The 23,312-nt window shown below is 66.9% G+C and carries 22 protein-coding genes; 12 read left to right on the top strand and 10 right to left on the bottom strand.

The window, feature by feature from the left end; genetic code table 11:
* The first annotated feature begins 42 nt into the window (after nt 1-42).
* Together ATO11_RS04875 and ATO11_RS04870 are read left to right on the top strand one after the other, a co-directional pair.
* Nucleotides 43-849, top strand: coding sequence for a DUF4198 domain-containing protein (locus ATO11_RS04875; RefSeq protein WP_050529713.1), 807 nt, complete (start codon nt 43-45; stop codon nt 847-849).
* A gap of 52 nt (nt 850-901) precedes the next feature.
* Nucleotides 902-2,302: an FAD-binding oxidoreductase gene (locus ATO11_RS04870; RefSeq protein WP_050530035.1), complete on the top strand. Its 1,401-nt coding sequence runs from the start codon at nt 902-904 to the stop codon at nt 2,300-2,302.
* Nucleotides 2,303-2,359: 57 nt separating this feature from the next.
* Here ATO11_RS04870 and hemC read toward each other — a convergent pair whose 3' ends face one another.
* On the bottom strand, nt 2,360-3,307 hold the full coding sequence (gene hemC, locus ATO11_RS04865) for a hydroxymethylbilane synthase (protein ID WP_050529712.1): 948 nt from the start codon (nt 3,305-3,307) through the stop codon (nt 2,360-2,362).
* Nucleotides 3,308-3,385: 78 nt separating this feature from the next.
* Between hemC and hemE the strand changes: the two genes are divergently transcribed.
* The 8 genes from hemE (at nt 3,386) to uvrC (ending at nt 11,264) form a co-directional block, all read left to right on the top strand.
* A complete protein-coding gene (hemE, locus tag ATO11_RS04860; RefSeq protein ID WP_050529711.1) occupies nt 3,386-4,414 on the top strand; it encodes a uroporphyrinogen decarboxylase in 1,029 nt (342 codons plus the stop codon).
* 205 nt (nt 4,415-4,619) lie between these two features.
* Nucleotides 4,620-5,549: an ABC transporter ATP-binding protein gene (locus ATO11_RS04855; protein WP_050529710.1), complete on the top strand. Its 930-nt coding sequence runs from the start codon at nt 4,620-4,622 to the stop codon at nt 5,547-5,549.
* Nucleotides 5,546-6,307, top strand: a complete 762-nt coding sequence (locus tag ATO11_RS04850; RefSeq protein ID WP_050529709.1) for an ABC transporter permease — start codon at nt 5,546-5,548, stop codon at nt 6,305-6,307. Before ATO11_RS04855 ends, ATO11_RS04850 begins: the two co-directional genes overlap by 4 nt.
* 98 nt (nt 6,308-6,405) lie before the next feature.
* Nucleotides 6,406-7,203, top strand: coding sequence for a S49 family peptidase (locus ATO11_RS04845; protein ID WP_050529708.1), 798 nt, complete (start codon nt 6,406-6,408; stop codon nt 7,201-7,203).
* Between the two features lie 4 nt (nt 7,204-7,207).
* On the top strand, nt 7,208-7,378 hold the full coding sequence (locus ATO11_RS22075) for a hypothetical protein (protein ID WP_050529707.1): 171 nt from the start codon (nt 7,208-7,210) through the stop codon (nt 7,376-7,378).
* Entirely contained in the window at nt 7,378-8,331 is a 954-nt protein-coding gene (locus ATO11_RS04835) for a calcium/sodium antiporter (RefSeq protein ID WP_050530034.1), read from the top strand. The genes ATO11_RS22075 and ATO11_RS04835 overlap by 1 nt, the downstream gene beginning before the upstream one ends.
* Before the next feature lie 16 nt (nt 8,332-8,347).
* On the top strand, nt 8,348-9,124 hold the full coding sequence (locus ATO11_RS04830) for an SDR family oxidoreductase (RefSeq protein ID WP_050529706.1): 777 nt from the start codon (nt 8,348-8,350) through the stop codon (nt 9,122-9,124).
* Nucleotides 9,125-9,401: 277 nt separating this feature from the next.
* Nucleotides 9,402-11,264 carry an excinuclease ABC subunit UvrC gene (gene uvrC, locus ATO11_RS04825; RefSeq protein WP_050529705.1) on the top strand — a complete coding sequence of 621 codons (1,863 nt, stop codon included), beginning with the start codon at nt 9,402-9,404 and terminating at the stop codon, nt 11,262-11,264.
* A gap of 3 nt (nt 11,265-11,267) precedes the next feature.
* On the opposite strand, the gene ATO11_RS04820 is transcribed toward uvrC, so the two are convergent.
* From ATO11_RS04820 to ATO11_RS04805, 4 genes are all read right to left on the bottom strand, one after another.
* Entirely contained in the window at nt 11,268-12,413 is a 1,146-nt protein-coding gene (locus tag ATO11_RS04820) for a DNA recombination protein RmuC (protein ID WP_050529704.1), read from the bottom strand.
* On the bottom strand, nt 12,410-14,239 hold the full coding sequence (gene mutL, locus ATO11_RS04815; protein WP_050529703.1) for a DNA mismatch repair endonuclease MutL: 1,830 nt from the start codon (nt 14,237-14,239) through the stop codon (nt 12,410-12,412). The genes ATO11_RS04820 and mutL overlap by 4 nt, the downstream gene beginning before the upstream one ends.
* A gap of 223 nt (nt 14,240-14,462) precedes the next feature.
* Nucleotides 14,463-15,776 (bottom strand): ammonium transporter, encoded by a 1,314-nt coding sequence (locus ATO11_RS04810; protein ID WP_050529702.1) that lies wholly within the window; start codon nt 15,774-15,776, stop codon nt 14,463-14,465.
* A gap of 27 nt (nt 15,777-15,803) precedes the next feature.
* Nucleotides 15,804-16,142, bottom strand: a complete 339-nt coding sequence (locus ATO11_RS04805; RefSeq protein WP_050529701.1) for a P-II family nitrogen regulator — start codon at nt 16,140-16,142, stop codon at nt 15,804-15,806.
* Between the two features lie 254 nt (nt 16,143-16,396).
* Here ATO11_RS04805 and ATO11_RS04800 point away from each other — a divergent pair, with 254 nt between their 5' ends.
* Entirely contained in the window at nt 16,397-18,535 is a 2,139-nt protein-coding gene (locus tag ATO11_RS04800) for a transglycosylase domain-containing protein (RefSeq protein ID WP_050529700.1), read from the top strand.
* A gap of 3 nt (nt 18,536-18,538) precedes the next feature.
* On the opposite strand, the gene rsmD is transcribed toward ATO11_RS04800, so the two are convergent.
* Both rsmD and ATO11_RS04790 read right to left on the bottom strand, forming a co-directional pair.
* Nucleotides 18,539-19,105 (bottom strand): 16S rRNA (guanine(966)-N(2))-methyltransferase RsmD, encoded by a 567-nt coding sequence (gene rsmD / locus ATO11_RS04795; protein ID WP_050529699.1) that lies wholly within the window; start codon nt 19,103-19,105, stop codon nt 18,539-18,541.
* Nucleotides 19,102-20,310: an NAD(P)/FAD-dependent oxidoreductase gene (locus ATO11_RS04790; RefSeq protein ID WP_050529698.1), complete on the bottom strand. Its 1,209-nt coding sequence runs from the start codon at nt 20,308-20,310 to the stop codon at nt 19,102-19,104. The genes rsmD and ATO11_RS04790 overlap by 4 nt, the downstream gene beginning before the upstream one ends.
* A 79-nt stretch (nt 20,311-20,389) precedes the next feature.
* Here ATO11_RS04790 and ATO11_RS04785 point away from each other — a divergent pair, with 79 nt between their 5' ends.
* Nucleotides 20,390-20,875: a peroxiredoxin gene (locus tag ATO11_RS04785; RefSeq protein ID WP_050529697.1), complete on the top strand. Its 486-nt coding sequence runs from the start codon at nt 20,390-20,392 to the stop codon at nt 20,873-20,875.
* Between the two features lie 100 nt (nt 20,876-20,975).
* Here ATO11_RS04785 and ATO11_RS04780 read toward each other — a convergent pair whose 3' ends face one another.
* Genes ATO11_RS04780 through ATO11_RS04770 form a run of 3 tightly spaced genes read right to left on the bottom strand, consistent with a single transcriptional unit; the run spans nt 20,976 to nt 23,298 of the window.
* Nucleotides 20,976-21,821, bottom strand: a complete 846-nt coding sequence (locus ATO11_RS04780; RefSeq protein ID WP_050529696.1) for a mechanosensitive ion channel family protein — start codon at nt 21,819-21,821, stop codon at nt 20,976-20,978.
* Nucleotides 21,818-22,111 carry a 4a-hydroxytetrahydrobiopterin dehydratase gene (locus tag ATO11_RS04775; protein WP_050529695.1) on the bottom strand — a complete coding sequence of 98 codons (294 nt, stop codon included), beginning with the start codon at nt 22,109-22,111 and terminating at the stop codon, nt 21,818-21,820. Before ATO11_RS04775 ends, ATO11_RS04780 begins: the two co-directional genes overlap by 4 nt.
* Nucleotides 22,108-23,298: a GNAT family N-acetyltransferase gene (locus ATO11_RS04770; protein ID WP_050529694.1), complete on the bottom strand. Its 1,191-nt coding sequence runs from the start codon at nt 23,296-23,298 to the stop codon at nt 22,108-22,110. Before ATO11_RS04770 ends, ATO11_RS04775 begins: the two co-directional genes overlap by 4 nt.
* Nucleotides 23,299-23,312 lie beyond the last annotated feature (14 nt).

Genomic DNA, 23,312 nt, shown 5'->3' with positions numbered 1-23,312 from the left:
GCGCCGCAGCCTAATCTCGGGCCCACGCCAAGGGAGGAAACCATGCGCACCCTGTTGACCCGCCTCGCCGCCGTCGCGCTGCTCGCCGCACCGGCCAGCGCGCACGAATTGTGGATCGAACCCCGCGACTACCAGGTCGCTCCCGGAGAGCAGGTCATGGCCGATATCCATGTCGGTGAACTGATGGACGGCCCCAGCTATGCCTACCTGCCGCGCGATTTTCGCCGGTTCGACCTGGTGCAGAACGGCACCGTGACACCGGTGCAGGGCCGCATGGGCGACCGGCCCGCGCTGCAGAAAACGGTCGACACGCCCGGCCTCGTCAGCGTGGTCTACGTCACCCGCGACCTGTCGCTGACCTACACCAAGTTCGAGAAATTCCTCAAATTCGCCCGCCACAAGGATTTCGGTGACGCCGAAGGCGCCCACAAGGCGCGTGGCCTGAGCACGGAAAAATTCCGTGAACAATACGTGCGCTACGCCAAATCCCTCGTCGCCGTGGGCGACGGCGCGGGCGCCGATGGCGAGGCCGGGATGGAGACCGAGATCGTGGCGCTCGCCAATCCCTATACCGATGATCTGACGGACGGCATGCCTGTCAAGGTCCTCTACCAGGGCGCGCCGCGCGGCGATGCGCAGGTCGAGCTGTTCACCAAGTTCGCCGACGACACCGTCGTGGTCACCCTGCACCGCACCGATGCCGATGGCGTCGCCATCCTGCCCGTCGCACCGGGGCAGTCTTACCTGGCCGACGCGGTGGTCCTGCGCCCGCTCGACCCCGCCGACGACAAGGCACCCGTGTGGGAGACACTCTGGGCGTCCCTGACCTTCGCGGTGCCCGCCCGCTGACTTGCGCCCCGGCGGGCGGTCGGTCAAGACTGCGCGCCGGGAGGATGCGGGCATGATCGGGACATTGAAGGACGCCATCGGTGCGCGCTACGTGCTGACAGGCGACGATGCCGCGCCTTGGGGCCGCGACTGGCCGGGCACCTACACCTCCACGCCACTTTGCGTCGCGCGGCCCGGCTCCACCGCCGAAGTCGCGGCAGTGGTGCGCGCCTGCGCCGAGGCGGGCGTGCCGGTGGTGCCGATGTCGGGCAATACCGGGCTGACCGGTGCGGGCAAGGCCGAGGGCGCGGTGGTGCTGTCCGTCGACCGCCTGAACACCATCACCGCGATCAAGCCCGACGCCCGCATCGCCATCGTCGGCGCGGGCGTGATCCTGTCGGCGCTGCACGACGCCGCCGCCGAACACGGGCTGATGTTCCCCCTCACGCTGGGCGCGCGCGGATCGGCCATGATCGGCGGCCTTCTGGGCACCAATGCGGGCGGGTCGAACGTGCTGAAATACGGCAACATGCGCGACCTGTGCCTCGGCCTCGAAGTCGTCACGCCCACGGGCGAGGTGATGGATCTGATGTCGGAACTGCGCAAGGACAACTCGGGCTACAACCTCCGCAACCTGATCGTGGGGGCCGAGGGCACGCTGGGCGTCGTCACGGCGGCGGTGCTGAAACTGGTCCCGCAACCGGCGGCCTATGCCACCGCGATGGTCGCCGTGCCCGCGCTCGACGACGCGCTGGCGCTCCTGAACCGGTTGCAGGTCGAAACCGGCGGCGCGGTCGAGGCTTTCGAATACATGCCCCGCGCCTACATGGAGCGGCACGTCCGCCTGACGGGCAAACGCCCGCCCTTCGACACCGACTACGACGTGAACCTGCTCGTGGAACTCGGCGCGACCGCCGCACGCGACGCGCAACCCGGCCCGGACGGCACGGTGCCGGTCGTCGCCCGGCTGGAGGCGCTTCTGGCCGAAGGGCTGGAAACCGGTGCGGTGCTGGACGCCGTGGTCGCGCAGAACGAGGCGCAGCGGGCCGAGATGTGGGACCGGCGCGAGGACGCGGCCGAGATCACCTTCGCCACCAAGCCCTTCGTCAACAACGACGTGGCCCTGCCGCTGGAGCAGGTGGCGGTCTTCCTCGACCGGATGAAGACGCGGCTGGCCAAGGTCGACCCCGACGGATCGGAACTCGCCATCGCGCACCTGGGCGACGGCAACGTGCATTACACCGCCTATATCTCGCGCGACGACAAAGCGCTTTACGACGCGGTGGTGGAGGCGGTGGAGGACGTGGCGCTGGAGTTGGGCGGCTCGTTCTCGGCAGAACACGGCGTGGGCCTGTCCAAGCTGAACTCGATGGCGCGGCGGAAGGACCCGGTGGCGCTGGCGATGATGCGAAGCATCAAGGCGGCGCTGGACCCCAAGGGCATCATGAACCCCGGCAAGGTCCTGCCCGGCTGAACCGGCGGACCGGGGCGCTGCCCCGGACCCCGACATATTTGCAAAGAGAAGAAGCTCTCAGGCAGATTTCCAGTCGAAGAAATCGTCGCTGGCTTGTGACAGAAGCTCAGAGGCGAGAGCGCGGCCCATATCCGCGCCGTCGGCGATGGGGCCGGTGCGCGCGCCGGCAAGACATTCCGAGCCGTCGGTGCGCAGGATTTCGCCGCGCAGGGTGAGCGTGTCGCCGTCAAGCGTGGCGAGCCCCGCGATGGGCGTTTCGCAGGAGCCGTCAAGTGCCGCGAGGAAGGCGCGTTCGGCGGCGAGGCGCTGGCCGGTGGGGGTGTCGTGGATGGCCTGCAGCAGGGTGGCGGTGGCGTCGTCATCCGCGCGCCGCTCGATCCCGATGGCCCCCTGCGCCACGGCGGGCAGCATGTCGTCGGTGTCGATCGGGGTGGCGGGGATCTTGTCCATCATGCCCAGCCGGTTGAGCCCGGCGGTGGCGAGGAAGGTGCAGGCGGCGACGTTGTCCTGCAGCTTCTTCATGCGGGTCTGCACGTTGCCGCGAAACTCCACGATGGGCTGGCCGGGGCGGCGGTGCAGAAGCTGCGCACGGCGGCGCAGCGAGGAGGTGCCGAGGACGGCATCGGGCGGCAGGTCCGCCAGCGCGCCATGGGCAAAGCTGACGAAGGCGTCGCGCGGGTCCTCGCGCGGCAGGTAGCAATCCAGAAGCAGGCCCGCGGGCTGTTCGACTGGCATGTCCTTCATCGAGTGCACGGCGATGTGGATATCGCCGCGCAGCATCGCCTCCTCGATCTCCTTGGTGAAAAGGCCCTTGCCGCCGATCTCCTTCAGCGGACGGTCCAGCACGCGGTCGCCGGTCGTCTTGATCACGACGATTTCGAAGGCGTCGTCGGGCAGGCCGTGGGCGGCAGCGAGACGCTCTCGCGTCTCGTGCGCCTGCGCGAGCGCGAGGGGCGAGCCGCGGGTGCCGATCTTGAGCGGGGCGGAGGGGGAAGGCGAGGTCATGGCGGAAGGGGTAAAGGTGTCAGGTTGACTTGACAAGTCGGGAGTGCAAGCTGTGCCCCGACCAACAGGATTCCGAGCATGACCAAGACGATACTGAAAGCGCTGGCGGGAGAGGTACAGGACGTCCCGCCGATCTGGATGATGCGGCAGGCGGGGCGCTACCTGCCCGAATACCGCGCCACGCGGGCGCAGGCCGGGGATTTCCTGTCGCTGTGCTACAATCCCGAACTGGCCGCCGAGGTCACGTTGCAGCCGATCCGCCGCTACGGGTTCGACGCGGCGATCCTGTTCGCCGACATCCTGCTCTTGCCACAGGCGCTGGGGGCGGACCTGTGGTTCGTCACCGGCGAAGGCCCGCGCCTGTCGACGATCACGTCCGAAGACGAACTGGCGCAGCTGAAGCCGGTGGACGAGATCGACGAGACGCTGTCCCCCATCTATGAAACCGTGCGCATCCTGAGCCGCGAATTGCCGTCCGAGACGACGCTGATCGGCTTTGCCGGAGCGCCTTGGACCGTGGCCACCTACATGATCGCCGGGAAGGGCACCAAGGACCAGGGGCCGGCGCATGCGCTGAAGGACGGGAACCGCGCGGTGTTCGAAGGCATCCTCGACCGGTTGACCGAAGGCACGATCCACTACCTGTCGAAACAGATCGAGGCGGGCGCGGAGGTCGTGAAGATATTCGACAGCTGGGCGGGGTCGCTGAAGGGCGAGGATTTCCGGAAATACGCGGTGGAGCCCTGCCGCCGGATCACCGCCGCGATCAAGGAACGGCATCCCGGCATCCCGGTGATCGGCTTCCCGCGCGAGGCGGGCGAGGGATACGTGGGGTTCCACGCCGCGACCGGCGTCGATTGCGTGGCTCTCGACAACTCGGTGTCGGCGGAATGGGCGGCGAAAGAGGTGCAGAAGGATGGTTGCGTGCAGGGCAACCTGGCATCAACACACATGGTCACGGGCGGGCAGGCGCTGGTCGACGAGACCCGCGCCATCGTCAAGGCATTCTCGGGCGGACCGCATATCTTCAACCTCGGCCACGGGATCACGCCGGACGCCGATCCCGACAACGTCACCCGCATGATCGAGGCGGTGCGGGGCGGGTAACCCGGAGACCGGGGTAACCCACGGGTTACCGGTAAAGCACTGATTAACAGTGAAGAACCGGTTAAAGGCGACCTGCTCATCGCGCCCTTGCAGCCGCGCCTCGCGACCGTCTGTGCGGAAAAACGCATGGCAGGTGTGCAGAGACGTTGCTTTTCCCCACAGGCACACCGCGTTACCTGACAGGTCCCGAAGGAAAGAAGACGACATGACGGCAATCGTTGACGTGACCGACCTGCGCAAGGTCTATGACGGCGGGTTCGAGGCGCTGAAAGGCGTGACCCTGCAGATCCGCGAGGGCGAGATCCTAGCCCTGCTGGGGCCGAACGGCGCGGGCAAGACGACCCTGATTTCGACCATCTGCGGGATCACGCGCGCCACGTCGGGGCGGGTGAGTGTGGGCGGGTACGACAACGTCACCGAGTTCCGCAAGGCGCGGTCGCTGATCGGGCTGGTCCCGCAGGAGATCGCGCTGGAACCGTTCGAGACGGTCTGGAACACGGTGTCGCTGACGCGGGGCCTCTATGGCCGGGGTCGGGACGACGCCTACCTTGAAAAGGTGCTGCGGCAACTGAGCCTCTGGGACAAGAAGGACGCCCGCACGATGGAATTGTCGGGCGGCATGAAGCGCCGGGTGCTGATCGCCAAGGCGCTGAGCCACGCGCCGCGCGTCCTGTTCCTTGACGAGCCGACGGCGGGCGTCGACGTCGATTTGCGGCGCGACATGTGGAACATCGTGGCCGACCTGAAGGCCGATGGCGTCACCATCATCCTGACCACCCATTACATCGAGGAGGCCGAGGCCATCGCCGACCGCGTGGCGGTGATCCGCAAGGGCGAGATCCTGCTGGTCGAGGAGAAGGACACGCTGATGCGGCGCATGGCGCAGAAGGAGTTGCGGATCGAGCTGCAGGCCCCCCTCTCCACGCTGCCGGAAAGCGTTGCCCGCGACAACCTGCGGCTGGTCGAGGACGGCAGCGCGCTGGTCTATACCTATGACACGACGGGCGAGCGGACGGGGATCACCCGGCTGCTGGCCAGCCTTTCCGAGGCGGGCATCGCGCTGAAGGACCTCAGCACCACGCAATCGAGCCTCGAAGACATCTTCGTCGGTCTCGTGAAGGAGGACGCGGCATGAACCTGCACGCCATCCGCGCCATTTACGTGAAAGAGATGATGCGGTTCTTCCGCACGCTGGCGCAGTCCTTCATCTCCCCGGTGCTGTCGACATCGCTTTATTTCGTCGTCTTCGGCACCGCCATCGGGTCGCGCATCCAGGAGGTGGACGGCGTCAGTTACGGCGCGTTCATCGTGCCGGGCCTCATCATGCTGAGCGTGATGACACAGGCCATTTCCAACGCGTCCTTCGCCATCTTCTTCCCGAAATTCACCGGCACGATCTATGAAGTGCTGACCGCACCGGTGAACTTCCTTGAAATCGTGGTGGGCTATGCGGGCGCGGCGGCGACCAAGGCGCTGTTCATCGGTGTCGTGATCCTTTTCACCGCGGCCTTCTTCGTGGAGCTGCAAATCCAGCACCCGCTGGCGATGATCGCGTTCCTTGTCCTGACCTGCACCTCCTTTTCGCTGTTCGGGTTCATCATCGGCATCTGGGCGAAGAATTTCGAGCAGTTGCAACTGATCCCACTCTTGATCGTGACGCCGCTCGTCTTCCTTGGCGGGTCGTTCTATTCGATCTCGATGCTGCCGCCGGTCTGGCAGACGATTTCGATGTTCAACCCGGTGGTCTACTTGGTTTCGGGCTTCCGCTGGTCGTTCTATGGCCTGTCGGACGTGCCGGTGGGGATCAGCCTTGTCGCCATCGCGGGGTTCACGACGCTCTGCATCGCGGTTGTCTACTGGATCTTCCGCACCGGCTGGCGCATCCGCGACTGATTGCGCGCGGTCTCAAAAACGGGCAGTTGCGCAGCGGTCGGCAATAAACCGGGGCGCCTGCCTTGTTTGGCGGGGTCCTGCCCTCTACATCGCCCCCCATGAAGCGATTTATCCCGTTCGTGAAATCCCCGCCGGTCGTGTCCATCGTGCGGTTGCAGGGCACGATTGCCGCAGGCTCCCGCGGGGCGCTGAGCGAGCGTGCGGTTGCCGCCAGCCTCGACAAGGCATTCAAACGCGGCAAGCCGAAAGCCGTCGCGCTCGAGATCAACTCGCCCGGCGGCAGCCCGGTGCAATCCTCGCTCATCGCCTCGCGCATCCGGCAACTGGCCGACAAGCACGAGGTGCCGGTGATCGCCTTCGTCGAGGACGTGGCCGCCTCCGGCGGATACTGGCTGGCCTGCGCGGCGGACGAGATTTTCGGCGATGCCGGATCGATCGTGGGATCGATCGGCGTGATTTCCGCCTCGTTCGGGGCGCATGACTTCATCGAACGCCACGGGATCGAACGGCGGGTCTACACCTCGGGCCGCTCGAAATCGCAGCTGGACCCGTTCAAGCCGGAAAACCCCGACGACGTGGCCCGCCTGAAAGGGCTGATGGAGCAGTTGCACACCACCTTCATCGACCACGTGAAATCGCGCCGGGGCGACCGGCTGGCCGACGATCCGCGCCTGTTCACGGGCGAGTTCTGGACCGGCGCGACCGCGCTGGAACTGGGCCTGATCGACGGGATCGGCCATGTCGAGACCGAGATGCGCGCGCGGTTCGGCGACGACGTGACCTTCCGCCTGTATGGCCAGCGGCGCGGGTTGCTGGCCCGGTTCGGCGCATCGCTGGTCGCCGATGTGAGCCACGCCATTGACGAACGCGCGGCCTACGCGCGGTTCGGCCTGTGACACCATGATCTTCAAGATCGTCACCCTGTTCCTGGTCGGCATGGCCGTGCTGGCGATGTTCGGCAAGCTGAAGGTTCCGGGGCAGAAGCGGCTTGCCTCGGCCAAGTGCCCGAAATGCGGCCGGTACCGGATCGGGCGCGGGACCTGTCCCTGCGGCAAGGCGGGCAAGGGATGATCGTTCCCTGGCTGCTGGCCGGACTGGGCCTTGGAGTGCTTGTCCTGGCCGGTGACGCGCTGGTGAAGGGGGCGGTGAACCTCAGCCTGCGGCTGGGCATCCCGGCGCTGATCGTCAGCCTGACGGTGGTGGCCTTCGGCACCTCGGCGCCCGAGCTTCTGATCGCGATCAACGCGGTGATCGGCAATGCGCCGGGGATCGCCATGGGCAACGTGGTGGGATCGAACACCGCCAACGCCCTGCTGGTGCTGGGCCTGCCGGCCATGTTCGCGGCACTTCACACGGCGGACACGGACGCGCGCAAAAGCTATCTCCAGATGATGGCGGCCACCGTGCTGTTCATCGCGCTGGCATTCGCGGGCGTGTTCGCGTGGTGGTCGGGCCTGATCCTGCTCGGCGGGCTTGCGCTTTATATCGGGTCGGCGTTGCGCGCGGCGCGGCGGCACCGCCGGGCGCGGAAGAACGGCAATGGCGACAACGACGACCTGGACGGCGCCGACCCGTCGATGCCGGGCCTGAAGATCGCAATGTACCTTGTCGCGGGCCTTGTCGGCCTGCCGCTGGGCGCGGACCTGCTGGTGGACAATGCCAGCATCATCGCACGCACCTTTGGCATCAGCGACACGGCCATCGGCCTGACGCTGGTCGCATTGGGCACCTCGCTGCCGGAACTGGCAACCACGGTGATGGCGGCGTTGCGGCGGCAGGCGGACGTGGCGCTGGGCAGCGTGATCGGGTCCAACATGTTCAACCTGCTGGCCATCATCGGGGTCGCCTCGCTAATCGGGGCGATCCCGGTCGACCGCGCCTTCCTGACCTTCGACCTGTGGGTGATGCTGGCGGCCTCGGTCATGCTGGTCCCCTTCGTGTTCTTCGGCCAGCCCGTCACCCGCATCTGGGGCGCGGGGTTGACGGCGATCTATCTGACCTACGTCTGGGTTGTGCTAAGCTGATGCGAGGGAGGTGAACATGCGCGCCTTGGTGACCGGAGCGGGAAAGCGGCTGGGACGGGCGATGGCCCTGCATCTGGGCAGCCGCGGGTACGACGTCGCGGTGCATTACGCCTCCTCGTCGGACGCGGCGGACGAGGTCGCGGGGTTGCTGCGCGACATGGGCCGCAAAGCCGTCACCGTGCAGGCCGACCTGCTGGACGAGGCGCAGACGCAGGCGCTGGTCCCCGCCGCGATGGAGGCCCTGGGCGGGCCGATCACCTGCCTTGTGAACAACGCCTCGATCTTCGAATACGACACCATCGAAAGCGCCACGCGCGACAGCTGGGACCGGCACCTTGAATCGAACCTGCGCGCGCCCTTCGTGCTGACACAGGCCGTCGCCGCGTCGATGCCCGACGCCGTGCCGGACGACCGTGGCGAACCCGTCGCACAGGGCCTTGTCGTCAACATGATCGACCAGCGCGTGCGCAAGCTGACGCCCGAGTTCATGACCTACACCATCGCCAAGATGGGCCTGTGGGCCTTCACCCGCACGGCGGCGCAGGCGCTTGCCCCGCATGTGCGCGTGAACGGCATCGGACCGGGCCCCACCTTGCAGGGCGGACGGCAGTCGGCAGAGCATTTCGCCAAGCAGCGCGCGGCCACCGTGCTGGAGCGCGGAGCGGACGAATCGGACATCACCGGGGCGCTCGATTACCTGCTGAACGCGCGGGCGGTGACGGGGCAGTTGATCTGCGTCGATGGCGGCCAGCACCTTGGCTGGCAAACCCCGGACGTGATCGGCGTAGAGTGACGCCGGGGCAAGTTGTGCACCTCCGCCGGGCAGTGCCGCAAAAGGCAAAATATTTTTTAGTATTTTCAGGATGTTGAGCGCGCTCCAAATTTTTATAACATGTTTTCAATAGCTTGCAATACTGCCTAAAATTTGGGCAATCCAATCAAGCCTGCCGAGAACAAGGAAAAATTCCGGATGCCCGCACCTTATCCTGAAACTTGTCCACAGGAACCGTGGATTTGTTAAGTCTTGCTGAAACCGCTTTGGGCCTCTAACGACTCACCTCGAATCATCCATGTCCGACACCGAATCATCCCTGACCGGCCACGCGCTGATCCAGTCGTATCTGAAGACGCTGGATGGCTCGCCGGGCGTGTACCGCATGCTCGATGCGCAGGCGCGGGTTCTGTATGTTGGCAAGGCGCGCAACCTGCGCGCGCGCGTGTCGAATTACGCGCGCCCTTCAGGCCACAGCCCGCGCATCGCGCGCATGATCCGCGACACCGCGCAGATGATGTTCCTGACCACCCGGACCGAGACCGAGGCGCTGCTGCTTGAACAGAACCTCATCAAGCAGCTCAAGCCGCGCTACAACGTGCTGTTGCGCGACGACAAGTCGTTCCCGAACGTGCTGGTGGCCAAGAACCATCCCTATCCGCAGATCAAGAAACATCGCGGCGCAAAGACCGAAAAGGGCGCCTATTACGGCCCCTTCGCCAGCGCCGGCGCGGTCAACCGCTCGCTCAACCAGTTGCAGAAGGTGTTCCTGCTGCGGAACTGTTCGGATTCGATGTTCGACAGCCGCACGCGGCCCTGCCTGCTGTACCAGATCAAGCGCTGCAGCGCGCCCTGCGTCGGCTATATCGCCGAAGAGGATTACGCGCGCTCGGTCAAGGATGCCGAACGGTTCCTGCAGGGCAAGTCGACCGAAGTGCAGGCGCTCTTGGCCGAACAGATGCAGGAAGCCTCCGAGGCGATGGAATTCGAACGCGCCGCCGCCCTGCGCGACCGCATCCGCGCCATGACGCAGGTGCAGACGGCGCAGGGCATCAACCCGCGCGGCGTGACCGAGGCTGACGTGATCGCGCTGCACCTCGATCGCGGGCAGGCCTGCGTGCAGGTCTTCTTCATCCGGGCGAACCAGAACTGGGGCAACCGCGATTTCTATCCCCGCGTGGGCGAATACGTGGAGGAGGCCGAGGCGCTCGAAGCCTTCATCGGCCAGTTCTACGACACCAAGGAACCGCCCCGGCAACTGATCCTGTCCCACGCCATCGAGAACCCCGACCTGATGGCCGAGGCCCTGACCGAGAAGCTGGGCCGCAAGGTCGAGATCCTCGTGCCGCAACGGGGGGAGAAGGCCGAACTGGTCGCCTCTGCCGCGCGCAACGCCCGCGAAAGCCTCGCCCGGAAGATGGCGGAAACGGCGACGCAGGCGCGGCTGCTCAAAGGTCTGGCCGAGGCGTTCGACCTCGACGCCCCGCCGCAGCGGGTGGAGGTGTACGACAACTCCCATATCCAGGGCGCGCATGCGGTTGGCGCGATGATCGTGGCGGGACCCGACGGGTTCCTGAAATCGAGCTATCGCAAGTTCAACATCAAGGGCACCGACCTGACGCCGGGCGACGATTTCGGCATGATGAAAGAGGTGCTGACCCGCCGCTTCACCCGCCTTCTGAAAGAAGACCCCGACCGCGAGAAAGGCGACTGGCCCGACCTTTTGCTGATCGACGGCGGCGCCGGGCAGGTCAGCGCGGTGCGCGAGATCATGGAGGATATGGGGGTCGAGGACATCGCGATGGTCGGCGTCGCCAAGGGCGTGGACCGTGACGCGGGCAAGGAAGAATTCCACCGCACCGGCAAGCGCCCCTTCGCGCTGAAGCACAACGATCCCGTCCTCTATTTCGTGCAACGCCTTCGGGACGAGGCGCACCGGTTCGCCATCGGCACCCACCGCGCCAAGCGGGCCAAGGCCGTGTCAAAGACCCCGCTTGACGACATCCCCGGCGTGGGTGCGGCGCGCAAACGCGCGCTTCTGGCGCATTTCGGGTCGGCCAAGGCGGTGAGCCGCGCCAACCTCGCGGACCTCAAGGCGGTGGACGGGGTGTCGGAGACGCTGGCCGAAAAAATCTACGACTTCTTCCACGAAGGCGGCTGACGCCTATTCGGCGGGGCGGGCGAGCGGCGGGCGTTCGTCTTCCTCGAACTCGAACGTGTCGAGCCGGCGCGCGCGGCGGCTGGCCTTGTCGGCGCTGACGCGGATTTCCGACAGGTCCTTCGCCGCCTGCCCGAAGTGCCGGTCAAGGTTGTCGACCCGCGCGCCCAGCCGCGTCACGTCGTCGTTCAAAAGCCCCAGTTCGCGCCGGATCGCGCCTGCCTGTTCGCGCATCCGCGCGTCCTTCAGAACCGCGCGCATCGTGTTCAGCACCGCCATGCAGGTCGTCGGCGACACGATCCAGACCCGCGCGGCGAACCCTTCGCGCACCACGTCGGCGAAATTGGCGTGCAACTCGGCATACACCGCCTCGGACGGCAGGAACAGCAGCGCCCCATCCGCCGTTTCTCCGGGCAGGACGTACTTGTCGGCGATATCGCGGATATGCTTGCGCAGGTCACGCTTCATCTGGGCGATGGCGGCGTTCAGCTCGGCATTCGTGCCCGACCGGCGGATCGCCTCGTAGGCGTCCAGCGGGAACTTGGCATCCACCACGATCGGTCCCGGCGGTTGCGGCAGGTGGATCAGCAGATCGGCCCGCGCGCCCGTCGTCAGCGTCGCCTGCCAGGTATAGCTGTCCTTGGGCAGCGCCTTGGCGACGATGTCGTGCAACTGGATCTCGCCGAAGGCACCGCGCGTCTGCTTGTTCGACAGGATGTCCTGCAGCGACAGCACGTCGCCCGACAGCTTGGTGATGTTGGCCTGCGCCCGGTCGATGGCCGTCAGGCGCTCCTGCAACTCGCCCAGCGACTGCGCCGTGCGGCGGGACGCCCCGCCCAGCGCCTCTGCCATCTGCGCGTTCACATCCGCCAGCCGCGCCTCCATCAGCCGCAACACCTGCGTTTGCGACGCCGCCTGCGCCTCGGACACGTGGGTCAGACCGCCGGCAAGCTGCTGTTGCCCGTCGCCTAGGGCCTGCACCCGCGCGTTCAGCGCCGCGACCGATTGCGCGAGGGGTTCGGACGCACGCGCGGCGCGGGACGCCGCCCGGGCCGAGGACCACAGCAGGATAAGAACCACCAGCGCCACAGCCCCCAGCGCCAGCACGACCGGATCGTCCAGAGCGATCTGCAAATCACCCAGCTGGATCATGTGCGGCCGAACAGCCGTTCGATGTCAGCCAGCTTCAACTCGACATACGTGGGCCGCCCGTGGTTGCACTGGCCGGAATGGGGCGTCGCCTCCATCTCGCGCAAGAGGGCGTTCATCTCGTCCGCCTGCATCCGACGCCCGGATCGCACCGATCCGTGGCAGGCCATGCGGCTGAGGATCGCGTCGATCCGCGCCTGCACCAGCTGGCTGTCGCCCTCGTCCGTCAGCTCGTCAAGAATGTCGCGGATCAGCGGCGCTGCCTCGACCGTGCCGAGGATCGCGGGCACCTCCCGCACGGCGAGCGCGGTTGGGCCGAACGCCTCGATTCCGAGGCCGAGGCGGGTGAGGTCTTCGGCACGGGTCAGAAGCAGGTCGCGTTCTTCGCGTGTGACCTCGATAACCTCGGGGATCAGCAGCGCCTGCGCGGCGACGCCCCGCGCGGCCACCTGCGCCTTCAGCTTTTCATAGACCAGCCGCTCATGCGCGGCGTGCTGGTCGACGATCACCATCCCGTCCCGCGTCTGCGCGATGATGTAGCACTCGTGCACCTGCCCGCGTGCCGCGCCCAGCGGCTGGTCGGCGGCGGGCGCAGGCGCTGGTTCCTCCACCACGTCCTCCACCCGCGCCGATACCGGCGCGAAGGGCGCGGGCCCCTCGCTCATCCGGTGCGGCAGGGGCGCGGAGACAGAGCGGGAGGCAAGGTCCATCTGGTAAACCGGTGTGACGGGGGTTTCGGGGCGGGCGGCCCCGAGCGTCGCGCCTGCCACGGTGGTCGAGGCGCGATGCCCCGCCTCGGCCAAGGCATGGCGCAAGCCGCTGACGATCAGGCCGCGCGCCGCGCCGGGATCGCGGAACCGCACTTCGGACTTCGCCGGGTGCACGTTCACGTCAACAAGGTGCGGATCGCAATCGATGAAGAGCGCCGCCGCCGCGTGCCGGTCGCGCGGCAGAAGGTCGTAATAGGCGGCCCGCAATGCCCCACCCAGCAGCTTGTCCCGCACCGGGCGGCCACCCACGAACAGGTACTGCGCCACCGCCGCGCCTCGCGAATAGGTCGGCAGCGCGGCGAACCCCGTCAGGTGCAGCCCGTCGCGTTCGGCATCGAGCGGCAGGGAATTGTCGATGAACTCCCGCCCGATGATCTGCCGCAGCCGCCCCTGCAGCGCGCCGAACAGGTCTCCGGTCTGCGCATCGGCGCGGAAGGTCACCCGGTCCTGCCCGCCCGAGCGGTCGCGCAGGGTGAAACCGACGAAGGGTTCGGCCATGGCGAGGCGCTTGACCACGTCGGTCACCGCCTGCATCTCGGACCGGGCGGAGCGGAGGAACTTCAGCCGTGCGGGCGTGGCATAGAAAAGGTCGCGCAACTCCACCACGGTGCCCGCGTTCAGCGCGGCGGGGGTGACGGCGCCCTGAACCCCGCCTTCGACCGTGACGCGGTGCGCGGGCTCGTCCGGCGGGCGGGAGATGAGCGTCAACCGCCCCACCGCGCCGAGGGAGGGCAGCGCCTCCCCCCTGAACCCGAAGGAGCGGATGTCGAGCAGGTCGGCCCCGTCGGTCTTGGACGTGGCGTGGCGCGACAGGGCGAGCGCCAGGTCGTCGGGCCCCATGCCGCAGCCATCGTCGGTGACCCGGATGAGCGTGGTGCCGCCATCGGCGACCTCGACCGCGATACGCGTCGCGCCCGCATCCAGCGCATTCTCGACCAGCTCCTTCACCGCGCTCGCCGGGCGCTCCACCACTTCCCCTGCCGCGATGCGGTTGATGGTGGCGTCATCCAGCTGTCGGATGACCGGTCTTGTGGATATGTTGCGGGCGTCGTCCGGCATACCACGAGATGTAGCAGGGCATGGGTGATTCCGGAAGGGCAGAGGCAGCAAGGCCTTTCGAAAGGCCTTGGCGAAGCGCCCGCGCGGGTGCTTGGTCAAGCGATTTCGAAATCGCTTGGGCCGCCGCGCGCGGCGGCAACGATCTTCGAAGATCGTTGCACGAAAAAACCCGGGCGCGAACGCCCGGGCAGTGGTCACATGAGGGTTGATCGGGAAGGAACGATCAGCCCTTGGAGAATTCGGGATACGCCTCCATGCCCAGTTCCGACATGTCGAGACCGTTCACTTCGTCCTCTTCGCTCACCCGTATGCCCATCACGGCCTTGAGGATGAACCACACGACGAGGCTGGCGACGAAGGTGAAGACACCGTAGGCCGCGATGCCCATCAGCTGCGTGCCGAGGCTGGCGTCGCCGTTGTAGAAGACAACCGCGATGGTGCCCCAGATGCCCGCGAACAGGTGCACCGGGATGGCACCGACCACGTCGTCGAGCTTGAACCGGTCGAGCATCGGGATGGTCAGGACAACGATCACGCCACCCACGGCACCGATCCACAGCGCGCCGAACAGCGTCGGTGCCAGCGGCTCGGCGGTGATCGACACGAGGCCGGCCAGCGCGCCGTTCAGCACCATCGTGAGGTCGGGCTTCTTGTAGAGGATCTGCGTCAGGATCAGCGCGGTCACCGCGCCGGCTGCCGCCGCCATGTTGGTGTTGGCAAAGATGCGCGACACGTCGCTGACGTCACCCACGGTGCCCATTGCCAGCTGCGACCCGCCGTTGAAGCCGAACCAGCCGAGCCACAGGATGAACGTCCCCAGCGTGGCGAGGGCAAGGTTCGAACCGGGCATCGGGTTGACGCGACCGTCCTTGTACTTGCCCAGACGCGGGCCCAGCACGATGACACCCGCCAGCGCCGCCCAGCCACCGACCGAGTGCACGACCGTCGACCCCGCAAAGTCCGAGAAGCCCGCTTCGGACAGCCAGCCGCCGCCCCACTGCCACGACCCCGAGATCGGGTACATGACACCGGTCAGCACGACGACGAAGATCAGGAAGGGCCACAGCTTGATCCGCTCGGCCACGGCGCCCGACACGATCGAGGCGGTCGCGGCGACGAAGACCAGTTGGAAGAAGAAGTCGGACCCGACCGACGCATAGTCAAGCGCGGCATCCGCCGCCGACACGCCCACCGGATCAAGAACCGTCGGCACGAAGAAGCTGCCGACATAGCCGTTGAAATCGCCGGGATACATCAGGTTGAAACCGATGAACCAGTACATGATCGCGGCTATGGAATAGAGCGCGATGTTCTTGGTCATCTGCATGGTCACGTTCTTGCCGCGCACCAGCCCGCCTTCGAGCATGGCAAAACCCGCGGCCATGAAGAACACCAGAAAGCCCGCCATGCAGAACAGCAGGGTGGTCATGATGTACGGGCCGATCTCGTCGAAACCGGGCGCCGCGTCCTGGGCCAGCGCAAGGCCGGGCAGCAGGACGACCGCCGCGCCAAGGGCCAGAGAGTTGCGAAGTGTCATTGTGAAATTCCCCTTGGTCAGCGCGCCTTACAGCGCATCTTCGTTGGTTTCGCCGGTGCGCACCCGCACGGCCTGGACCACGTCGAGAACAAAGATCTTGCCGTCGCCGATCTTGCCCGTCTGTGCGGTCTTGGTGATGGTCTCGACGACCTGGTCGGTCATCGCCGCCGTCACCGCGATCTCCAGTTTGATTTTCGGTACGAAGTTCACGGCATATTCGGCGCCGCGATAGATTTCGGTGTGGCCCGATTGCGATCCGAAACCCTTGATTTCGGTCACCATCATGCCGCGCACGCCAATCTCGGTCAGTGCCTCGCGCACTTCTTCGAGCTTGAACGGCTTGATCGTTGCAATGATCAGTTTCACCAGTGTCCCCTTTCCTTGCGCGGGTCGGGCCCGCTGCTTGCACCCGCAAGAAATCGGTCGGTGGCGCGTGAAAGGAAGGATTTGGCGTATCGAGCGTCTCGAAACCGGACGTGCGCGCACATTTTTTAAGCACAAATGCGTCACAGCCTAAAATTTCATCAGTATCGAATCCGGCAGGTCGCGTCGCGGTCTCTACAAACGCGGCGCATCGGGGTATACATCGGCAAAACAGCACGAGCCGGGCAGGCCAGATCATGAGTGAGTCAAAGGGACGCAAACCGCGGCTTGTCGCGGATCGTCGGTACAGCGCGTCCAAACCCAAGGCCGCGCGCAAGACCAGGCGCCGCCCGAAAAAGCGCACGGCGCGCAAGGGCGGCATCCGCGGCTGGCTGCTCGCCGTCCTGATGTGGCCGGTGCGCCTGCTGTGGCGGCTGACGCTTGCGGGCACGGCGATCGTTGCCGTGCTGGTGGGCCTCGCGGTCTTCTACTACGCCTCGACCATTCCCGATTATGACACGCTGCTGGACGGGCGTGCGCGCGGGTCGGTCACGCTCCTTGACCGGAACGGGCGCACCTTTGCGTGGCGCGGCGACCAGTTCGGCGGGGCGATCGCGGTGTCGCAGGTCTCGCCGCACCTGAAGAACGCGGTGATCGCGACCGAGGACAAGCGCTTCTACCGCCATTTCGGCGTCAGCCCGCGCGGCGTGGCGTCGGCCATGCGCATCAACGTGCGAGAGGGGCGCGGGCCGCTGTCCGGCCACGGCGGGTCCACCATCACCCAGCAAGTCGCCAAGCTTCTGTGCCTCGGCCAGCCCTTCGATCCCGCCATCTGGGCGTCGGAGGCGAAGTACGAGGCCGAATGCCGCCGCACCACGCTCTGGCGCAAGGTCAAGGAAGCGGCCTATGCGCTGGCGCTGGAGACACGCTTCACCAAGGACGAGATCCTCGGCATCTACCTCAACCGCGCCTTCCTCGGCTCCGGCGCGCGCGGGTTCGAAGCGGCCTCCAAACGCTATTTCGGCAAATCCGCGCAGCTGGTGAACGCGCCCGAGGCGGCGATGCTGGCGGGCCTTCTGGTCGCGCCGACGCGGTACGCGCCCACCAATGACCTCGACCGGTCCCGCAGTCGCGCCAACCTCGTGCTCGGCCTGATGGAAGACCAGGGCTACCTCACCAAGGCAGAGGCCGACACCGCCCGCGCCAACCCCGCCGTCCTGTCACAGGCGGCCGAGGCGCGCGCGGGCGGCGCCTTTGCCGACTGGGTGGTGTCGTCGGGCCCGGAATTCTTCACCCGCAACACCACCGACGACGTCTTCATCCAGACCACGCTTGACCCCGCCGTGCAGCGCGCCGCCGAAGAGGCGCTGTCCTATGTCTTCGAGAACCGCGTGCGCGAAGGGTCCGAAGCGCAGGCCGCCATCGTGGTGATGAGCGCCGACGGCGCGGTGCGCGCGATGGTCGGCGGGCGGCAATTGCGCAGCGCCGGCGGGTTCAACCGCGCGACGCAGGCCAACCGGCAGACCGGGTCGTCGTTCAAGCCGTTCATCTACGCGCTGGCGATGCAGGAAGGTTATTCGCCGCTCGATTTCGTGCGGGACGAACCCTACACGATCAATGTCCCCGGTTCGGGGCCCTACACGCCCAGCAACTATGACAACAAGTTCCACGGCCGCATCACCCTGACCGAGGCGCTGGCCCAAAGCTACAACATCCCCGCCGTGAAGATCTCCGAAGGTCTGGGCCGCGACAAGGTGCGCGAGATCGGCCGCAATTTCGGCCTGTCGGGACCGCTGGTGGACAGCCCCTCGGTCGCGCTGGGGGCGTCGGAATCGACGCTGCTGGAGATGACGGGCGCCTATGCGGGCATCCTGAACGGCGGCTCCTCGGTGACGCCCTATGGCCTTGTCGAGTTGCGCCTGCAGGGCGAATCCGAGCCGCTGATGGGCACGACGGGCGGCATCGGCCCCCGCGTGATCCGCGAGGACGCGGCGCAGAAACTCGTCTGGATGATGTACCAGGCGGTGGAAACGGGCACCGGCACCCGCGCCCGGCTCGACGACCGGCAGGTCGCGGGCAAGACCGGCACGACGCAGGCGGCGCGGGACGCGTGGTTCATCGGGTTCACCGCCGATTACGTGGCGGGCGTCTGGATGGGGTATGACGACAACACGCCCCTGACCGGCGTGACGGGCGGTGGCCTCCCGGCGGCGATCTGGCGGGAGACGATGGTGCGTGTCCATGCCGGCGTGCCGCCCCGCCCCCTGCCGATGATCGTGCCCGAAACGCCCGCCTCGCGCGCGGCAGAGGCGCAGCGGCAGCCTACCCGGCGGCAACAGGTCAAACGCGAAACCGTCCTGCGGCAGGTCCTGCGCGATCTTCTGGGTCAGAACTAGCGGCTACGCGCCGCCCCACCGCATCAGGGTAAAGACCGTCCCGCCATAGCGGCGCTCTTCCAGCGTCTCGAACCCCTCGGGCGGGTCCATCGGCGCGGCCTCTTCCCAGACGATCAGCGCATCCTCGGCGAGCCAGCCGCCCCAAGCGGCGGCGGCAAGCGCACGCGCGCCAAGATCGCGGCCATAGGGCGGGTCAAGAAAAACGAGGCCGGCCATCAGGCCGGATGAGTGGCCCGGCCGTGTCGCGTCGCGGGCAATCAGCCGGGCGCGGCCGCCCAGACCCAGCGCGCGGATATTGTCGCGGATCAGGCCCTGCCCCACGCGTCCGCTTTCGACGAACACCGCCTCAGCCGCGCCGCGGCTCAGCGCCTCCAGCCCCAGCGCCCCGGTCCCCGCGAAGAGATCGAGCACCCGCGCACCCGTCACCGGATCGCCGTAACGCCCGCCTTCCAGCACGTTGAACAGGGCTTCGCGCAGGCGGTCGGTGGTGGGGCGCAGCGCCGCCTTGGCGTCGCCTTTGCCCAGCGCCGCCAGCCGCCTGCCACCCAGCTCTCCGCCGACGATCCTCACGCGCGCAAAAGTGCCTTCAGGTCGGTGTCGGGGTCGGCGATGGTGTCGGGCGCGGGCGAGCGGCCCGCCTCGATCAGCCGCTTGCCGATCATGTAGCCGCGCGGATCGTTCATCGCGTCCACCGCCAGCAGCGTCAGCCCGTGGTAGTACCAGAAGGACACGGCATCGCCTTCTCCCTGCCGCGTCACGATCCGGTCATAGCCGGTGTTCAGCCCGGCGATCTGCAGCTTGGTGTCGTACTGGTCCGACCAGAACCACGGCTGTGGCACGTAATCGATGCCCGCGCCCATCATGTTCTGCGCCACCACCTCGGCCTGGTCGATGGCGTTCTGCACCGATTCCAGCCGGATGCGCTGGCCCCGGAACGGCAGCGAGGCGCAATCGCCCGCCGCCCAGATATTTGCGTCCGACGTGCGCCCGTGCAGGTCGGTGCGGATGCCGTTCTTGATGGCAAGCCCCGCCGCCTCGGCCAGCGCGGTCGCGGGTGCGATGCCGACGCCGACGATCACGAAATCGACCTCCAGCCGCGTGCCGTCCGTCAGGTGGGCCGCGCGCACCCGGTCGTCGCCGTCTAGCCGGTCGAGCCCCGTGCCTTCGCGGATGTCGACGCCATGGCTGGTATGCAGGGCGCGGAAATAATCCGATGTCTCGGGCGCGGCGACGCGGCCAAGGATTCGGTCGGCCATTTCGACCAGCGTCACGGCGAGGCCGCGCTTGGCGCAGACCGCCGCCGCCTCCAGGCCGATATAGCCGCCGCCCACGATCAGGACCCGCGCGCCCTCGCGCACCTGGGGCTCCATGGCGTCGACGTCCGCCAGCGTGCGCACCACGTGCACCCCGCCAAGGTCACCGCCGATGGCGGCGGGCAGGCGGCGCGGCACCGATCCCGTGGTCAGCGCCAACTGGTCGTAATGCAGCACCTCGCCGCCCACGGTCACGGTCTGCGCCTCAGCGTCGATCGCGTCCACGCGCGCGCCGGTCTTCAGGGTGATCGACTGGTCGGCGTAAAAGCTTTCGGGTCGCAGGAACAGCCTCTCCAGCGCCATGTCGCCCAGCAGGTAGCCCTTGCTCAGCGGCGGGCGCTGGTAGGGCGGGACCGGCTCTTCGCAGACCAGCGTGACCTCGCCGTCGAACCCGTCCTTGCGCAGCCGCGCGACCAGGGATGCCCCGGCCTGCCCGCCGCCCACTACGATGAAATGCGCCATACTCGTCCTCGTTGGCCTTTGCCCGTCTCCCGATTATATCAGCCGCAGACGAAACCCAACCGGTCGAAGGACGACACGAATGATTGCTCAAGGCGACACGCTTCCCGCTGCAACGCTTCTGAAGATGGGAGAGAACGGCCCCGAACAGGTGGACCTCGGATCGAAGACCGCAGGCCGCAAGGTCGTGATCTTCGCCGTGCCGGGTGCCTTCACCCCCACCTGCCACTCGGCCCACGTGCCGTCCTTCATCCGCACCAAGGACGAATTCGACGCCAAGGGCGTGGACGAGATCATCTGCGTCTCCGTCAACGACCCCTTCGTGATGAAGGCCTGGGGAGAGGCCACGGGCGCCACCGATGCCGGCCTGACCCTGCTGGGCGATGCCGATGGCAGCTTCACCAAGGCGATCGGCATGGATTTCGACGCGCCGCCCGCCGGCCTGATAACCCGGTCCAAGCGCTACGCGATGCTGGTCGAGGACGGCAAGGTCACCACCCTGCATGTCGAGGAAAGCCCCGGCACCTGCGAAGTGTCGGGCGGCGAGGCCCTGCTTGCCACGATGTGAGCCGGACAAGGGGGGTGGGTGAAATCACCCACCCTACGATTGCAGGGGCACCGGCGGTGCGCGATGGCCGGCGGTGCCGGGTGAGATCACCCGACCTACGTCACCCCGCCTGCACAAGCGTGCGCGTGGGGAACGGGATGTCGATCCCGCCGGCATCCAGCGCCTCTTTCACCGCGCGCTTCATGTCCGCCTGGTAGGCGAAGTAATCCGACGCATCCACCCAGACCCGCACGAGGAAATCCACCGACGAATCGCCCAGGTTGTTGACCTGGATGAACGGCGCGGGATCGCTTTTCGACCGCGGATCGCCAAGGATCGTGTCGCGGATGATCCGCTCCGCCTCGGCCAGGTTGGCGCCGTAACCGACCCCGAAGGTCCATTCCGCGCGCCGTGTCGGATAGGTCGAGTAGTTGGTGATCGTGTTTCCCCAGACCTCGCTGTTGGGAATGATGATCTGCACGTTCCCGACCGAGGCGAGCTCGGTGAAGTTGAGCGTGATGGCCTTCACGGTGCCCATCTGCCCGTTGACCTCGACGAAATCGCCCTGCCGGATCGGCCGGAAGAAGATCAGCATCACCCCCGCCGCCACGTTCGACAGCGTGCCCTGAAGGGCAAGGCCGATGGCCAGGCCCGCCGCACCGATCACCGCCACGACGGACGTCGTCTGCACCCCGAAGGTGTTCAGCACGAACAGGAAGGCAAAGCCGATGATCGCGTAGCGCGCGATGTTGGCAAGGAAATCAAACAGCGTGTCGTCCATCTGCGGATGCCGGTGCGCGATGCGCATGATCCGCCGCGACACCCAGCCCGCGATGATGAACCCCGCGATCAGGATCACGATGGCGGCAAGCACCGATCCCAGCACCTGCGCGAGGAACTCGACCGACACGATGTCTCCAACGGTGCGGCCCTGCCACACCTCCGTCTGCAAAAGCTGTTCGATCATGCCGCCGCGTCCTCCATGGCGCGGGCAAGGGTCATGTCCAGTTCGGTCAGCCCGTTGGCGTCATGGGTGACCAGCGTCACCTCGACCCGGTTGTAGACATTGGCCCATTCGGGGTGATGATCCATCTTGTCGGCCACGATGGCGATCCGCGTCATCCAGCCGAAGGCCTGCGCGAAATCCTTGAACCTGAACGTCTTGGTGATCGCGTCCCGTTCGCCGTCATGCGCCCATCCCCGCGCTTCGGCCCATGCCAGCGCGTCGGCGCGCGCCGCGTCTTCCAGTCTGGTCATTCGTCTTCCTCGACCTGGACCTTGCGGAACGGTCCGAACGCCGCAAGGTCGGTGTTTTCATCTTCCACGGCGGCCCGTTCGGCCTCCAGGTACCGCGCCACCGCGTCCCGGAACCCGGCATCCCGGATCCAGTGCAGCGAATGCGTGGTCACAGGCATGTAACCCCGTGCCAGCTTGTGCGTTCCCTGCGCCCCCGCCTCGACCCGGCCGAGCCCCTGCGCGATGGCATAGTCGATGGCCCGGTAATAACACGCTTCGAAATGCAGGCAGGGGTGATCCTCGACACAGCCCCAGTAGCGGCCATAAAGCGTCTCGCGCCCGATGAAGTTCAGCGCCCCCGCCACGTCCCGTCCATCGCGCGAGGCCATGACCAGCGCCATGTCGCCCCTGAGCGTGTCCTGCGCGATGTCGAAGAACTCCCGCGTCAGGTAGGGAGAGCCCCACTTCCGCGCCCCGGTATCGGTGTAGAACCGCCAGAAGGCATCCCAGTGATGCGGGCGGATGTCATCGCCGGTGAGCGTCGCGATCTCGCCGCCAAAGGCCTGCGCCACCCGGCGTTCCTTGCGGATCGTCTTGCGCTTGCGGGAGTTCAGCGCGGCGAGGAAATCGTCGAACGTCGCGTAGCCGTCATTGACCCAGTGAAACTGCTGGCTCGCCCGGCGCAGCAGGCCGATCTTCTCGCCCGCGATGGCCTCCGCCTCGGTGCAGAAAGTGACGTGCAGCGACGACACCTCGTTCTCCGCCGCCAGCTGTACCGCGCCCTGCACCAGCGCGCTCAACCCCGCCGCCTCGAACCCCGGCCGGGTGAGGAACCTCCGCCCCGTGGCGGGCGTGAACGGCACCGCCTGCTGCAGCTTGGGGTAATATGCCCCGCCCGCGTTTTCATAGGCATGGGCCCAGGAATGGTCGAAGATATACTCGCCCATCGAATGGCTCTTGGCATACAGCGGCGCCACGGCCACCGCCTCGCCCCCCATCCGCGCCACAAGGTGACGCGGCTGCCAGCCGGTGCCGGACCCGACCGATCCCGACGCTTCCAGCGCATGCAGGAACCGGTGCGTGGTGAACGGATCATTCGGCGCACCGCCATCCGCCGCCTCGGGACAGGCGCAGGCATCCCACTCCGCCTCCGGGATGGCATCCATCCCGCCCAGCACCTCGATCGCTATGGTCCGGTCATCATCCATCGCAACGCCTCATG

The sequence above is a fragment of the Pseudaestuariivita atlantica genome (assembly GCF_001205715.1).
In the GTDB taxonomy this organism is placed as follows: domain Bacteria; phylum Pseudomonadota; class Alphaproteobacteria; order Rhodobacterales; family Rhodobacteraceae; genus Pseudaestuariivita; species Pseudaestuariivita atlantica.
The sequence above is the reverse complement of the archived record's forward strand: the minus strand, read 5'-3'. Positions and strand labels throughout refer to the sequence as shown.